At 71.7% G+C, this 14,773-nt stretch carries 13 protein-coding genes; 7 read left to right on the forward strand and 6 right to left on the reverse strand.

Translation table 11 applies throughout. The annotated features are described in order from the left end of the window. Positions 1–192: 192 nt before the first annotated feature. The 3 genes from AMK22_RS24655 to tyrS all read left to right on the forward strand — a co-directional run bounded on the left by AMK22_RS24655 (position 193) and on the right by tyrS (position 4,713). Entirely contained in the window at positions 193–1,716 is a 1,524-nt protein-coding gene (locus tag AMK22_RS24655) for a TldD/PmbA family protein (RefSeq protein ID WP_073788385.1), read from the forward strand. A gap of 83 nt (positions 1,717–1,799) precedes the next feature. Then, a complete protein-coding gene (locus AMK22_RS24660; RefSeq protein WP_073788387.1) occupies positions 1,800–3,194 on the forward strand; it encodes a metallopeptidase TldD-related protein in 1,395 nt (464 codons plus the stop codon). Positions 3,195–3,447: 253 nt separating this feature from the next. Further along, on the forward strand, positions 3,448–4,713 hold the full coding sequence (gene tyrS, locus AMK22_RS24665) for a tyrosine--tRNA ligase (protein ID WP_073788389.1): 1,266 nt from the start codon (positions 3,448–3,450) through the stop codon (positions 4,711–4,713). Between the two features lie 101 nt (positions 4,714–4,814). On the opposite strand, the gene AMK22_RS24670 is transcribed toward tyrS, so the two are convergent. Continuing rightward, positions 4,815–5,126: a GlsB/YeaQ/YmgE family stress response membrane protein gene (locus tag AMK22_RS24670; RefSeq protein ID WP_073788391.1), complete on the reverse strand. Its 312-nt coding sequence runs from the start codon at positions 5,124–5,126 to the stop codon at positions 4,815–4,817. Positions 5,127–5,359: 233 nt separating this feature from the next. Here AMK22_RS24670 and AMK22_RS24675 point away from each other — a divergent pair, with 233 nt between their 5' ends. Together AMK22_RS24675 and AMK22_RS24680 are read left to right on the forward strand one after the other, a co-directional pair. Beyond that, a complete protein-coding gene (locus AMK22_RS24675) occupies positions 5,360–5,722 on the forward strand; it encodes a DUF3099 domain-containing protein (RefSeq protein WP_073788393.1) in 363 nt (120 codons plus the stop codon). Between the two features lie 330 nt (positions 5,723–6,052). After that, positions 6,053–6,295 (forward strand): hypothetical protein, encoded by a 243-nt coding sequence (locus AMK22_RS24680; protein ID WP_073788395.1) that lies wholly within the window; start codon positions 6,053–6,055, stop codon positions 6,293–6,295. A gap of 9 nt (positions 6,296–6,304) precedes the next feature. Here the strand turns inward: AMK22_RS24680 and moaA are convergent, their stop codons facing one another. The 3 genes from moaA to AMK22_RS24695 all read right to left on the reverse strand — a co-directional run bounded on the left by moaA (position 6,305) and on the right by AMK22_RS24695 (position 9,588). After that, positions 6,305–7,294, reverse strand: coding sequence for a GTP 3',8-cyclase MoaA (moaA, locus tag AMK22_RS24685; RefSeq protein WP_073788397.1), 990 nt, complete (start codon positions 7,292–7,294; stop codon positions 6,305–6,307). A gap of 285 nt (positions 7,295–7,579) precedes the next feature. Next, positions 7,580–9,223: a solute symporter family protein gene (locus AMK22_RS24690; protein WP_073788399.1), complete on the reverse strand. Its 1,644-nt coding sequence runs from the start codon at positions 9,221–9,223 to the stop codon at positions 7,580–7,582. Continuing rightward, entirely contained in the window at positions 9,220–9,588 is a 369-nt protein-coding gene (locus AMK22_RS24695; protein WP_073788401.1) for a DUF485 domain-containing protein, read from the reverse strand. The genes AMK22_RS24690 and AMK22_RS24695 overlap by 4 nt, the downstream gene beginning before the upstream one ends. A gap of 312 nt (positions 9,589–9,900) precedes the next feature. On the opposite strand from AMK22_RS24695, the gene AMK22_RS24700 reads away from it, so the two are divergent. Next, the gene (locus AMK22_RS24700; protein WP_073788403.1) at positions 9,901–11,436 is read left to right on the forward strand and encodes a S8 family peptidase; all 1,536 of its coding nucleotides are present in this window, start codon (positions 9,901–9,903) and stop codon (positions 11,434–11,436) included. 85 nt (positions 11,437–11,521) lie between these two features. Next, on the forward strand, positions 11,522–12,955 hold the full coding sequence (locus AMK22_RS24705; protein ID WP_073788405.1) for a CoA transferase: 1,434 nt from the start codon (positions 11,522–11,524) through the stop codon (positions 12,953–12,955). A 58-nt stretch (positions 12,956–13,013) separates the two neighbouring features. On the opposite strand, the gene AMK22_RS24710 is transcribed toward AMK22_RS24705, so the two are convergent. Further along, positions 13,014–13,706, reverse strand: a complete 693-nt coding sequence (locus AMK22_RS24710) for a lysoplasmalogenase (protein ID WP_073788407.1) — start codon at positions 13,704–13,706, stop codon at positions 13,014–13,016. Beyond that, positions 13,703–14,659: a sterol desaturase family protein gene (locus AMK22_RS24715; protein WP_073788409.1), complete on the reverse strand. Its 957-nt coding sequence runs from the start codon at positions 14,657–14,659 to the stop codon at positions 13,703–13,705. The genes AMK22_RS24710 and AMK22_RS24715 overlap by 4 nt, the downstream gene beginning before the upstream one ends. Positions 14,660–14,773 lie beyond the last annotated feature (114 nt).

Here is a 14,773-nt window from a genome sequence, read left to right on the forward strand (position 1 = left end):
AGGTCACCGCTGCTCGTACAGTGTGATCACCCGTCGAGCCTAACCGGCGACCGGTCCTTGCCGCTGGTTCTTCTGCCCCACGGTTCCGACCGCCGTGATCTGGTTCCCGCCACCGTCGAAAAGCCACGCCAACACGTTGGCAACATGATTCACTCACCCGGACCGCGCCATGCCTATAAGGGGAGGCCGCACATGGCTCATGAGATCGATCCATCGTTCACGGCGCTGCCCCTGCGCTCCCTGGCCGACGCGGCGCTCGCCCGGGCCCGGGCGCTCGGGGCCGCGCACGCGGACTTCCGTTTCGAGCGGGTGCGCAGCGCGTCCTGGCGGCTGCGGGACGCCCGGCCCGCCGGGAGCTCGGACACCACCGACCTCGGGTACGCGGTACGGGTGGTGCACGGCGGGGCGTGGGGGTTCGCCTCGGGCGTGGATCTCACGATGGCCGCCGCGGCGAAGGTGGCCGCCCAGGCCGTCGCCATGGCGAAACTGTCGGCGAAGGTGATCGCCGCGGCCGGGTCCGACGAGAGGGTGGAGCTGGCCGACGAGCCGGTGCACGGCGAGCGGACCTGGGTCTCGTCGTACGAGATCGACCCGTTCTCCGTACCGGACGAGGAGAAGGCGGGGCTGCTCGCCGAGTGGAGCGGGCGGCTGCTGCGGGCGGAGGGCGTCACGCACGTGGACGCCTCGCTGACGACCGTCCACGAGAACAAGTTCTACGCGGACACGGCGGGCACCGTCACCACGCAGCAACGGGTGCGGCTGCACCCGGAGTTGACCGCCGTCGCCGTCGACGGGACCACCGGCGAGTTCGACTCGATGCGCACGCTCGCCCCGCCGGTGGGCCGCGGCTGGGAGTACCTGACCGGGACCGGCTGGGACTGGGACGACGAGCTGGAGCGGATCCCCGGGCTGCTGGCGGAGAAGATGCGGGCGCCGAGCGTCGAGGCGGGGACGTACGACCTGGTCGTCGACCCGTCGAACCTGTGGCTGACCATCCACGAGTCGATCGGCCACGCCACCGAACTGGACCGGGCCCTGGGGTACGAGGCGGCGTACGCGGGCACCTCGTTCGCCACCTTCGACCAGCTGGGGAGTCTGGTGTACGGCTCCCCCGTGATGAATGTGACCGGTGACCGGACCGCCGAGCACGGGCTGGCGACCATCGGGTACGACGACGAGGGCGTCGAGGCGCAGTCCTGGGACCTGATCGAGGACGGCACGCTGGTCGGGTACCAGCTGGACCGGCGGATGGCGAAGCTGACGGGGCTGGGCCGCTCCAACGGCTGCGCGTACGCGGACTCGCCCGGCCACGTCCCCGTGCAGCGCATGGCGAACGTGTCGTTGCGGCCGGATCCGGGCGGGCTGTCCACGGAGGACCTGATCGGCGGGGTGGAGCGCGGGATCTACGTGGTCGGCGACCGGTCGTGGTCGATCGACATGCAGCGCTACAACTTCCAGTTCACGGGGCAGCGGTTCTTCCGCATCGAGAACGGCCGACTGGCCGGTCAGCTGCGCGATGTCGCGTACCAGGCGACGACGACGGACTTCTGGGGCTCGATGGAGAAGGTCGGCGGCCCGCAGACGTACGTCCTGGGTGGCGCGTTCAACTGCGGCAAGGCCCAGCCGGGCCAGGTCGCGGCCGTCTCGCACGGGTGCCCCTCCGCCCTCTTCCGGGGCGTGAGCATCCTCAACACGACGCAGGAGGCCGGGCGATGAGCGGTCACCACGGAACCGGCCGGGGGTCCGGGGGGGCGTCCCCCGGGCGGGCACAGTCTCAACACGACGCAGGAGGCCGGGCGATGAGCCGCGTGACCAAGCCGCACGAGATCGTCGAGCGGGCACTCGACCTGTCCACGGCCGACGGGTGTGTCGTCATCGCGGACGAGGAGTCGTCCGCGAATCTGCGCTGGGCCGGGAACGCGCTGACGACGAACGGGGTGACGCGGGGGCGGACCCTCACGGTCGTCGCGACCGTCGACGGTACGCAGGGCACCGCGTCCGGTGTGGTGTCGCGGTCCGCCGTCACCGCCGACGACCTGGAGCCGCTGGTGCGGGCGGCCGAGGCCGCCGCGCGCGGGGCCGGTCCGGCGGAGGACGCGCAGCCGCTGGTCGAGGGGGTGCCGCCGTCCCCCGGTTTCACGGACGCGCCGGCCGAGACGGGGCCGGACGTCTTCGCGGCGTTCGCCCCGGCGCTCGGCGACGCGTTCGCCCGTGCCCGGTCGGGCGGTCGCGAGCTGTACGGCTTCGCCCACCACCAGATGACCTCCACGTACCTCGGCACGTCGACGGGGCTGCGCCTGCGCCACGACCAGCCGAACGGGACGCTGGAGCTGAATGCCAAGTCCCCCGACCGCACCCGGTCGGCCTGGGCGGGCCGCTCCACCCGCGACTTCCGGGACGTCGACCCGCTCGAACTCGACACGGAACTGGCCGGGCGGCTGCGCTGGGCCGAACGCCGCGTCGACCTGCCCGCCGGACGGTACGAGACGCTGCTGCCGCCGTCCGCCGTGGCCGACCTGCTGGTCTACCAACTGTGGTCGTCGTCGGCACGGGCCGCCGCGGAGGGCCGCACGGTGTTCTCCCTGCCCGGCGGCGGGACACGGCTCGGCGAGAAACTGACCGAGCTGCCGCTGTCGCTGCGCAGCGACCCGCACGCGCCGGGGCTGGAGTCGGCGCCGTTCGTGATCGCCCACGCGTCCGGGGACAGTGCCTCCGTCTTCGACAACGGTCTGCCGCTGGCGTCGACGGACTGGATCCGGGACGGCCGACTGGAGCATCTGACGACCACCCGGCACACGGCGGGGCTGACCGGGCTGCCGGTCGCGCCGACGATCGACAACCTGCTGCTCGACGGCGGCGGGAAGCGGTCCCTGGAGGAGATGGTGGCCGCGACCACCGGCCGCGCCCTGCTGCTGACCTGCCTGTGGTACATCCGGGAGGTGGATCCGGCGACGCTGCTGCTGACCGGGCTGACCCGCGACGGGGTGTATCTCGTCGAGGACGGGGAGGTCGTCGGCGAGGTGAACAACTTCCGGTTCAACGAGTCGCCGGTGGACCTGCTGTCGCGGGCCGCGGAGGCGGGCCGTACGGAGAAGACGCTGCCGCGCGAGTGGAGCGACTGGTTCACCCGGGCCGCCATGCCCGCGCTGCGGATCCCGGACTTCAACATGAGCTCCGTGAGCCCTGGCGTCTGACCCGCCCGAGGGCTGTCCCCCTCATCTCATCCGTGGCGGATCGGCGCGCGGCGTCGGATGTGGTGCGTCGCAAGGCGGAGGAACGCCCGCATACAGGACGTATGCGGGCGTTCCGGCAACGCGGTGAGGTGCCTCAGCCGTCGTCGCGCGCCCGCCGGGGATTACGGGACGGCCCTTAGACTGGCTGGTGCCGTCCGACGCGCCCGACGCGTCCGGACGCACATCCGATGCACATGCGAGGAGAGAAAGTACCGTGACGGACATCGTCGACGAGCTGAAGTGGCGTGGGCTGTTCGCCCAGTCCACCGATGAGGACGCACTGCGCAAGGCTCTCGCGGACGGCCCCGTCACGTTCTATTGCGGCTACGACCCCACCGCGGCGAGTCTGCACGTCGGCCACCTGGTGCAGGTGCTCACCATGCGCCGGCTCCAGCAGGCGGGGCTCCGGCCGCTCGCCCTGGTGGGCGGCGCCACGGGTCAGATCGGTGACCCGAGGCCGACCGCCGAGCGCACGCTGAACGACCCGGCGACGATCGCCGAGTGGGTGTCGCGGCTGCGGAGGCAGATCGAGCCGTTCCTGTCCTTCGAGGGCGAGAACGCGGCGGTCATGGTGAACAACCTGGACTGGACCGCGGGCATGTCCGCGATCGAGTTCCTGCGCGACATCGGCAAGCACTTCCGCGTCAACAAGATGCTGACCAAGGACGCCATCGCCCGGCGCCTGGAGTCCGACGAGGGCATCAGCTACACCGAGTTCAGCTACCAGCTCCTCCAGAGCATGGACTTCCTGGAGCTGTACCGGCGCTACGGGTGCACCCTCCAGCAGGGCGGCAGCGACCAGTGGGGCAACCTCACCGCGGGTCTCGACCTGATCCACCGGCTGGAGCCGGGCGCCGAGGTGCACGCGCTGGCGACCCCGCTGATGACGAAGGCGGACGGGACCAAGTTCGGCAAGACCGAGGGCGGGGCCGTCTGGCTCGACCCGACGCTGACGACGCCGTACGCGTTCTACCAGTTCTGGCTGAACGTGGACGACCGGGACGTCTCCCGGTACATGCGCGTCCTCAGCTTCCGCACCCCTGCGGAGCTGGAGGAACTGGAGAAGGTCACCGAGGAGCGTCCGCAGGCCCGGACGGCGCAGCGCGCGCTGGCCGAGGAGCTGACGACGCTGGTGCACGGCGCCGACCAGTGCGCCGCGGTCGTCGCCGCGTCGAAGGCCCTCTTCGGCCAGGGCGACCTGGGCGAGCTGGACGAGGCGACGCTGGGCGCCGCCCTGTCCGAGGTCCCGCACGCGCGGGTCGCCGAGCTCGGCCCGCTGGTGGACCTCCTGGTGGAGGTCGGCCTGGCGCCGAGCAAGTCCGGTGCCCGCCGCACGGTGAAGGAGGGCGGAGCGTACGTGAACAACGTCAAGGTCACGGACGGCGAGAGCGCACCGGACCGTGGGCTGCTGCTGCACGGGCGGTGGCTGGTGCTGCGCCGGGGCAAGAAGAACCTCGCCGCCGTCGAGGTCACCGGCTGATCCCGCCGTCCGGGGCCTCGGACCACCGGGGTTCCCGAATGCCGGCCCGCGGCCGGGTACGTGTTGACGCGTGCCCGGCCGCGGCGCGTCGTGGTCCGGGATCAGACCTGGTGGTCACGGCTCGCTCGGGCGCGGCCCGCGCCTCTGTCCTCGGAGCCGCGGATCCTGGCCCACAGACCGCTGCCGATACCGACGACGATCACCGCGCCGATCAGCTGGAGCAGGTGGCGGATCCAGTCGATGCCCTTGGTGTCGTGGACTCCGATCCCGCTGGCGACGGCATTGCCCAGGATGCTGCCGATGAGACCCAGGAGCGCCGTCAGCCAGAGGGGGATGTTCTGTTTGCCGGGCAGGATCGCCCTCGCGATCAGGCCGAGCACGAGTCCCACGATGATTGCCCACAGCCAGCCCATGTCGCCTCCTCGTGCGACGCGATGTCGCATCTGCGGCCCAGTCTCGGCGTGACTGCCCCGCGTCGCATGCCGGACGCGTCCGTATGCGCGATCGCGCGGGCGGGACGCGCCCCGGCCTCGAAGCCTCCGGACGCCGGGCGTACCGTGGATGCGTCCGGACCGGGACATGTCCGGCTCGGGAACGAGGTCTCCCCCGGGGCGCCGGGCACTGGGGGAAGGGTGGTGGAGACGTGATGCGGAAGCAGAACGCCGTCGAGGTCTTCCGGATCACGGGAGCCAGGCAGGGGCTCGAGGACGATGTGCGCGGCAGGCAGCGGCGCTATGTGATCTCGATGTCCGTGCGGACGGTCTCGGTGATCCTGGCCGCGGCGCTGTGGAACGTCGAACGGTACGTGGCGATCGTGGCCCTGGTCCTCGGAGCTCTGCTCCCGTACGTGGCGGTGGTCATCGCCAACGCGGGCCGGGAAACCACTCCCGCGCTCCCTCCGACGTTCATCCCCGCTCCGGTACGCCCGGCGCTCGACGCCCCGTCCGTGTCCGGTACGACACCGTCGGGCCCTGCCGACGACGAAAAGCGTGGCGGAGACCCCGTGTGAACCACGAGAAACCGTAGTGACGCCCTGGAGGCCGGTTCGGGTCCCCGGGAACTCCGCGCCGAACCCGGGATTCGCGAAAACGTCAGATCAATCCTGGAGTTACGGTGCACCGCACCCCGGTCTGCGTGACATACTTCGTACGCGCTCCGCATCCCCCGTCGGAGCGACGGACCGACGCCGGGCAGCTCCCCCCGTGGCTGCTCGGCGTCGTTTTTGTTCGTCGTGGCGGGATGCGCGACGGGCGGGATGCGCGGGGGACGCGCGACGGGCGGGTGCCGGTCGGGCGTCGGGCCCCGGACCACCTGCCGCGGGCCCACTAGGGTTGATCATGTGAACTCCCCCGATACCGCGGCCGAGAACGCCGCACCCATCTGTTCCGCCAAGGGCTGCCGGGCCGCCGCCGTGTGGGTGCTGGCCTGGAACAACCCGAAGCTGCACACCCCGGAACGCCGCAAGACGTGGCTGGCCTGCGAGGAGCACCGCGAGCACCTCTCCTCGTTCCTGGGCGTCCGCGGTTTCCTCAAGGACGTCGTGACGCTGGCCGATTGGGAGTCCGGGGCCGCCGGCCGCTGAGGGCCGCCGTCAGCCGCCGATCGCCGACATCGGCCGGTCCGGTTGCAGAAAGGACGGGTCGTCCAGCCCGGATCCGGCCTTCTTCCCCCACATGGCCCTCGTCCAGATCCGGGCGATCTCCTCGTCCGGCGCGTCCGAGCGCAGCGCGCCTCGCAGATCGGTCTCCTCACGGGCGAAGAGGCAGCTGCGCACCTGCCCGTCGGCGGTGAGCCTGGTCCGGTCGCAGGCCCGGCAGAAGGGCCGGGTGACGGAGGCGATGACACCGACGCGGTGGGGTCCGCCGTCGACGATCCAGCGTTCGGCGGGCGCGGATCCGCGCGCGTTCCCGTCCTCCTCGGTGAGGGTGAAGCGGGTGCGCAGCGACCGGAGTATGTCACCGGCCGTGATCATGCCTTCGCGCTTCCATCCGTGCTGGGCGTCGAGCGGCATCTGCTCGATGAAACGGAGCTCGTATCCGTGCTCGACGGCCCAGGCGAGCAGCTCGGGCGCCTCGTCGTCGTTGAGCCCCGGCATCAGGACGGTGTTGACCTTGACCGGCGTGAGTCCCGCGTCACGGGCGGCTTCGAGGCCGGCCAGTACGTCGTGGTGGCGGTCGCGGCGGGTGAGTGCCTTGAAGACCTCGGGGCGCAGGGTGTCCAGCGAGACGTTGACCCGGTCCAGCCCGGCCTCCTTGAGCGCGCCCGCGGTGCGTCCCAGCCCGATGCCGTTGGTGGTGAGCGAGAGCCCGGGGCGTGGGGCGAGGGCCGCGCAGCGTTCGACGACGGAGACGAGCCCGGGGCGCAGCAGCGGCTCGCCGCCGGTGAAGCGGACTTCCGTGACGCCGAGGCGGGTGACGGCGATGCGGACGAGCCGGACGATCTCGTCGTCGCTGAGCAGGTCGGGCTTGGCCAGCCACTGCAGGCCCTCTTCGGGCATGCAGTAGGTGCAGCGCAGATTGCACCGGTCGGTCAGCGACACGCGCAGGTCGGTGGCGACCCGGCCGTAGGTGTCGATGAGCATGTGGCCCCCCTCCCCGTCGTTCTCCGGTTTCCGCTTCCGGGCTGTCGCGGCTCGCGGTACCGGCCGGGCGTCCCGGGCACCGCTCCGGCCGGGCGTCGGGCGGAGCCCGTCGGCGGGATGTCCGGCCCGGCCCTTGCGGCCGGCTCTTCCGAGCCTACGCGAGACCTGTGACATCGGAGGGGTGCGCACGGCACTCGTAGGATTCCGGGAGCGTCGTGGCCGGGGCGCAGATCCTGCGGCCCGGCCACGACGGTGCGACGGCGACGGGGTTGGTGTCCGCCCGGCTCAGTGGGCTCCGACGCCGGTGAGGGACTTCACCTCCAGTTCGGCGTACTTGCCCTTGTCGGGTTCCTCCTTGGAGAGGAGGGAGCCGATCCAGCCGAGCAGGAAGCCCAGCGGGATGGAGATCAGCCCCGGGTTCTCCAGCGGGAACCAGGCGAAGTCGACCCCCTTGAACATGGACGTCTTCTCGTTGCCGGAGACGACCGGTGAGAACAGCACCAGGATCACCGAGGTGGCCAGGCCGCCGTAGATCGACCAGAGCGCGCCCCGGGTGGTGAACCGCTTCCAGAAGAGGCTGTAGAGGATGGTCGGCAGGTTCGCCGAGGCGGCGACGGCGAAGGCGAGCGCGACCAGCCCGGCGACGTTCAGGTCGCGGGCGAAGACGCCCAGGACGATCGCGACCGCGCCGATGAGGACGGTGGCCCAGCGGGCGGCCCGCATCTCCTCCTTCTCGGTGGCCTTCCCCTTGCGGATGACGTTGGCGTAGATGTCGTGCGCGAAGGAGGAAGAGGAGGCGAGGGTGAGGCCCGCGACCACGGCGAGGATGGTGGCGAAGGCGACGGCCGAGATCACCGCCAGCAGCACGGCGCCGCCGGTGGAGCCCACGCCTCCGAGGTATTCGGCGAGTTGTGGGGCGGCGGCGTTGCCGGCCGGGTTCTTCGCCTTGATCTCGGCCGGGCCGATCAGCGCCGCGGCACCGAAGCCGAGCGCGATCGTCATCAGGTAGAAGGCGCCGATGATGCCGATGGCCCAGTTGACCGACTTACGGGCGGCCTTGGCGGTCGGCACCGTGTAGAAGCGGATCAGGATGTGCGGCAGACCGGCGGTGCCGAGGACCAGCGCGATGCCGAGGGAGAGGAAGTCGAGCTTCGAGGTGCCGGTGGCGCCGTACTTGAGACCGGGTTCCAGGAACGCGGCTCCGTGGCCGCTCTTCGCCGCGGCCGTGCCCAGCAGGTCCGAGACGTTGAAGTCGAACTTCAGCAGCACCAGGAACGTCATCAGCAGGGCACCGGCGATGAGCAGCACGGCCTTGACCATCTGGACCCAGGTGGTGCCCTTCATGCCGCCGATGGTGACGTACACGATCATCAGCACACCGACCAGCGCGACGATGAGGATCTTGCCCGCGTCGCTGGTGATGCCGAGCAGCAGGGCGACCAGGACGCCCGCGCCCGCCATCTGGGCCAGCAGATAGAAGATCGAGACGACGATGGTGGAGACACCGGCCGCGGTGCGGACCGGGCGCTGCCGCATCCGGTAGGCGAGGACGTCGCCCATCGTGTAGCGGCCGGAGTTGCGCAGCGGCTCGGCGACCAGCAGCAGCGCCACCAGCCAGGCGACGAGGAAGCCGATGGAGTAGAGGAAGCCGTCGTAGCCGAAGAGGGCGATGGCTCCGGCGATGCCGAGGAACGAGGCCGCCGACATGTAGTCGCCGGAGACCGCGAGCCCGTTCTGGAAGGCGGTGAACTGCCTGCCTCCCGCGTAGAAGTCGGAGGCGCTCCTGGTCTGCCGGCCGGCCCAGACGGTGATGCCGAGGGTCGCGGCGACGAACACCGCGAACAGCGTGATGATCAGCGGCCGGTGCTCGGCGGTCGAGGAGGCGACGGCCAGGTCGAGAACGGCGGGCGAGGGGTGTGCGGCGCTCATGCGTCGGCCTCCAGACGGGACTTGATGGCCTCGGCCTTCGGGTCGAGCTTCGCGGCGGCGTGGCGCGAGTAGAGCCAGGCGATGAGGAAGGTGCTGACGAACTGGGCGAGGCCGAACACGAAGGCCACGTTGATGTTGCCGTACACCTGGGTGCCCATGAAGTCGCCCGCGTAGTTGGACAGCAGGACGTACAGGAGGTACCAGAGGACGAAGGCGACGGTCAGCGGGAAGGCGAACGAGCGGTGGGTGCGGCGCAGTTCACCGAACTCCGCGCTCTCCTGGGTCGCGACGAACACCTCGGTCGTCGGTTCGGCGGGGCGGGTGTCCGTAACGCTCTCGGGCGGTGGTGCTGCATCGGTAGTCACGGAATCTCCTCGCGACGCGGGTGCGGTGAACGGGAACGGTGGGTTTTCGCCGGGGAACCGCGGCCGGCCGGGGACGTGTGGTGCGCTCTCCCGGGGTGACGGCGGCTGCCCCTGCCTACGACACGGACGGCGTGTGACGGTGGTTCACCGCCGGTTCACACTCCTCGGACGCGTCCGTGCGCGGCCGTCCGGTCAAATCGGTCGGCCTTACTCATTGATGAATGGGGATGATCAGCGATAACTTCACTGGTCATGTACGCGACCGGGTACGGCCGGTGTCCGGTCGCCCGGCACTGATGATGTGGAGACCCCATGGCTCAGCTGGGTTCCAGACGGACGCGCACCCTGACGATCTCCGTCGGACTGGCACTCACGGCTTCGCTCGGCTTCCTGCCGGCGGGGGCCGCCTCCGCCGCTCCGGCGGACGCGCAGCCCTCGGCGGCGGTGTCGACGGACGGCCCGAAGCTCTCGTACGTGGTCAACACCCGGGCCAACCACGGCACCGTCAAGCAGGTGAAGAAGGCGATAGCCGCGGCCGGTGGCACGGTGGTGACCGCCTACGAGCAGATCGGCGTGATCGTCGTCCACTCGCAGAACCCGGACTTCGCCAAGACGATCCGCCGTGCCAAGGGCGTCGACTCGGCGGGAGCCACCCGCACCAACCCCATCGTTCCGCAGGCCACCACGGACACCGGGGCCGAGCAGCCGCTCACCGCCGCGCAGGCCGAGGCCGCGGCGGCGGAGGCGACCGCCGGGCAGGACCCGATGGAGCCGCTGCAGTGGGACCTGCCCGCCATCAAGGCGGACCAGGCGCACCGCATATCGCTGGGCAGCAGCAAGGTCACGGTCGGTGTCATCGACACGGGCGTGGACGACACCCACCCCGACCTGGCACCGAACTTCGACCGCGGGGCCTCGGCCAGCTGCGTGTCCGGGGCGCCGGACACGTCGGACGGCGCCTGGCGTCCGAAGACCGGGGAGAGCGACCACGGCACGCACGTGGCGGGCACCGTCGCCGCCGCGAAGAACGGCGTCGGGATCACGGGCGTCGCGCCGGGCGTGAAGGTCGCCGGCATCAAGGTGGCGAACCCGGACGGCTTCTTCTACACCGAGTCGATCGTCTGCGGCTTCGTCTGGGCCGCCGAGAACGGGATCGACGTCACCAACAACAGCTATTATACCGACCCCTGGATGTTCAACTGCAAGGACGACCTCGACCAGGGCGCGCTGGTCGAGGCCGTCGCCCGCGCCAGCCGCTACGCGGAGCGCAGGGGCACGGTCAACGTGGCCTCGGCCGGCAACAGTGCCTTCGACCTGGCCGCCCGCACGATCGAGGACACGACCAGCCCGAACGACACCACGGCGGTCGGCCGGACGATCGACCCGCGCCAGTGCCTCGACATCCCGGCGATGCTGCCCGGTGTCGTGACGGTCTCGGCGACCGGTGCCAAGGGGCTGAAGTCCTCGTACTCGAACTACGGCAAGGGCATGATCGACGTCGCCGCCCCGGGCGGTGACTCGACGATCTACCAGAAGCCCGAGGCGCCCGCCACGAGCGGTCTGATCCTGTCCACGCTGCCGGGCGGCAAGTACGGCTACAAGGCCGGTACGTCGATGGCGTCCCCGCACGTCGCGGGCGTCGCGGCGCTGATCAAGTCCAAGCACCCGTACGCCTCGGCGGCCGCGGTGAAGGCGCTCCTGGCGGTCGAGGCCGACGCCACCGCGTGCGGCGCGCCGTACGACATCGACGGCGACGGCGAGATCGACGCCGTGTGCGAGGGCGGCAAGAAGGACAACGGCTTCTACGGGGCCGGAATCGTCAACGCGCTGAACGCGGTCCGCTGGTAGCGACAGCGAGGATCCCGGGGCGGCGGCCGGCACCGGCCGCCGCCCTCCCTTCCCGGCCGGTGGCACTCGGTGCCATAGTGCGGAGATGAGTGACGCACACGTGTCCGGGACGCGGCAGGCATGGGCGGCGCTGGGCGGGGACCCCGCGCTCCTCCCGCACCTCGTGACGGGCGGCCCGGCGGGGCTGCTGCCCGCCCGGCTGCCGGTCATGGAGCTGGCCCGTTCCTCGGTCGCGGTCTGTTCGCTGGCCGCCGCCGAACTGGCCGCGCTCCGCGCCGCGCGCCCCGTGCCCCGGGTCCGGGTCGACGACGGCGCGGTCGCCACGGCGTTCACCAGCGAACGCCATCTGCGGATCGACGGGCGCGCGCCGACCTCCTTCGCCCCGTTGTCCCGGTTCTGGCGCACGGCGGACGGCTGGGTCCGTACGCACGCCAACTACCCGCACCACCGGGCCCGGTTGCTCGGCACGCTGGGCCTGCCCGAGGACATCCCGGATCCGGCCGCCGCGGACGCCGTCGCCGCCTCGTTCGCCGGACGCCGGGGCGACGAGATCGAGGAGACCGTGTACGCGGCGGGCGGCCTGGCCGTCGCCGCCCGTACGCCCGGCGAGTGGGCCGCCGGTCCCCGGGGCGCCGCGGTCCGGGACACGCCGCTGGTGGACCGGGTCCGCCTCGACGACGCGCCGGTGCGCCGCACCGCGCCGCTCACCGGTGAGAGCCCCCTGCTGCCCCTGGCCGGGCTGCGCGTGCTGGACCTGACCAGGGTGATCGCGGGCCCCGTCGCCACCCGTACGCTCGCACTGCTCGGCGCGGACGTGCTGCGCATCGACGCCCCGAAGCTGCCGGAGAGCCCGGACGCGCACAGCGACACCGGTTTCGGGAAGCGGTCCGTGGACCTGGACCTCGCCGACCGCCGCGGCGCGGACGTCTTCGACGAGCTGCTGGCCGGCGCGGACGTGGTGGTCATCGGCTACCGGCCCGGTTCGGTCGAGCGGTTCGGGCTGACTCCCGAGTCGCTGGCCGCCCGCAGGCCGGGGGTGGTGATCGGCAGGCTCTCGGCGTGGGGGCACGGTCCGTGGGCCGGGCGGCGCGGCTTCGACAGCCTGGTGCAGGTGGCGACCGGCATCGCCTCGGTCGAGGCCCCGGACGGGGCGGAGCACCCACCGGGCGCGCTGCCCGCCCAGGCACTGGACCACGGCACGGGCTACCTGCTGGCCGCCGCCGTACTGCGCGCGTTGACCGGACAGCACGAGGAGGGCGGCTCCCGGCTGGTCACCCTCTCGCTCGCCCGTACCGCCGCGTGGCTGCTCGACGAACTGCCCGCGGCCCCCCGGCCCGGGACCCGCGACGGAGCGGCGGATCCGTACGACCCGGAGAAGTGGCTGACGGAGACGGACGGTCCGCTCGGCCGCCTGCGTCACGTCCTGCCGCCGGTCGGCTTCGACGGTTCGCCCGCCGACTGGTCGCGCCCGCCCGGCCCGCTGGGCTCGGACGCGCCGGTCTGGCTCGGCGCGGGCTGAACGGGCCGTACGCGTCCACGTGTCGTTCACCCACCGCCCGGCGTCCCCGGTGGCGGGGTCACGGCCGCGGGGTCCCCGGCGCGAGGGGGACGGCCGAGGCGCGTGCCCACGGCCGCGTCCCGGGCGAGAGCGCCCCGCCCGCGAGCAGGAACTGCGCGGCGATGTACGTGAGCATGATCCAGAAGCCGTGGGCGGGCAGGCGCGGCGCGTCGGCGACCCCGACGGCGATGAGCGCGTCGGAGAGCAGGAAGAGCGCCCCGCCGACGGCCGCGTACCGGCCGAGGACACCGGCGCGGTAGGCCACGGCCGTGAGCAGCAGGCTGTAGCCGACCATCGGGATCCGCAGGTCGGCGGGGAGCCCCGGCCAGAGCAGCACGAGGGCGACGGTCAGCACGACGGCGTACGCGACCGCGGCGGACGGCGAACTCCGGGCGCGTCCGAACAGCCACAGGTAGCAGACGTGTCCGACGGCGAAGGAGCCCATCCCGAGGAGGAAGGCGGTGTCGGAGTCGGCCATCAGCAGCACGTCGCCGCCCCAGCCGAACAGCAGCGCCGCGACGAGCAGCCGGGGGCCGCGCCGGACCGCGGCGTACCCGGCCAGCAGCGGCATCAGCAGCGGCTTGGCGACGAGGCCGGCGACCGGGATGCCGGCGAGCACGGCGACGAGGTCGACGGCCGCGGCCACCAGGAAGGCGGTGAGCAGCGCGCGGGCGAGACGTTCCCGGCGGTCCGTTCCGATGTCGGCGCTCATCCGGCACGCTCCTCGGTGCGAAGGGTCATGGAGCTCGTCGGCGCCTCGCCGCCGCGGGGCTCGGTGGCCGCCGAAGCCGCCTCGGCGGTGCCGGCCCGGGGACCCCGGGAGGCCGTCGCGGTCGCCGGCTGCCAGCCCGGCCCGCGGAAGATCCGCCCGGCGCGCTCGCCCCAGCTGTGCGCCGCCCGCACGTCGCGGGCGATGGCGGCGTACTCGTGGGTGGCGACCCGCAGCGGGTTGTGGGTGTCGATGTTCTTGGTGAGGCCGAACACGGGCCGCTGCGTCTCGGGGGTGAAGGTTCCGAAGAGCCGGTCCCAGATGATGAGGATGCCGCCGAAGTTGCGGTCCAGGTAGTCGCCCTGCGAGGCGTGGTGCACCCGGTGGTGCGAGGGCGTGTTCAGTACGTACTCGAACGGCCCGGGAAGCCTGCCGACGCGTTCCGTGTGCACCCAGAACTGGTAGACGAGGTTCACCGACGAGCAGAAGGCGAGCGCGGCCGGGTGGACCCCGCAGGCCACCAGCGGCACGTAGAACGGCCAGACGCTCCACGACGTCCAGGGCTGGCGCAGCGCGGTGGTGAGGTTGAACTTCCGGCTGGAGTGGTGGACGACGTGGCAGGCCCACAGGATCCGGATGACGTGGTGGCCCCGGTGGGACCAGTAGTAGAGGAAGTCCTGGGCGAGCAGCATCAGCAGGACGGTCCACCACAGCACGGGGACCCGCAGCGGCGTCAGTTCGTAGACCGCGGTGTAGATCGCGACGATGGGCACTTTCCACAGCAGGTCGAAGCCCAGGCTGCCCACCCCCATGGTGACGCTGGTGACCGCGTCCTTCGCCTCGTACCCCGCGGCGTCCTCGTCGGGATGGAGGCGGTGGAGGGCCAGCTCCAGCACGGTGAGCAGGATGAAGGCCGGTATGGACCAGAGCACGACATCGGGCAGGTTCGACGGCATGCCAGCACCGTAGAGCCGCACGTCGCCGAGGACCAGACGTTGTTACCAACAAGTATGCGAGACACGATGTCAACAGTCTTTGGTGGCTTCCACCAAATCCTCCGTCACTCCCGT

It is taken from the genome of Streptomyces sp. CB01580, assembly GCF_001905795.1.
Taxonomy (GTDB): domain Bacteria; phylum Actinomycetota; class Actinomycetes; order Streptomycetales; family Streptomycetaceae; genus Streptomyces.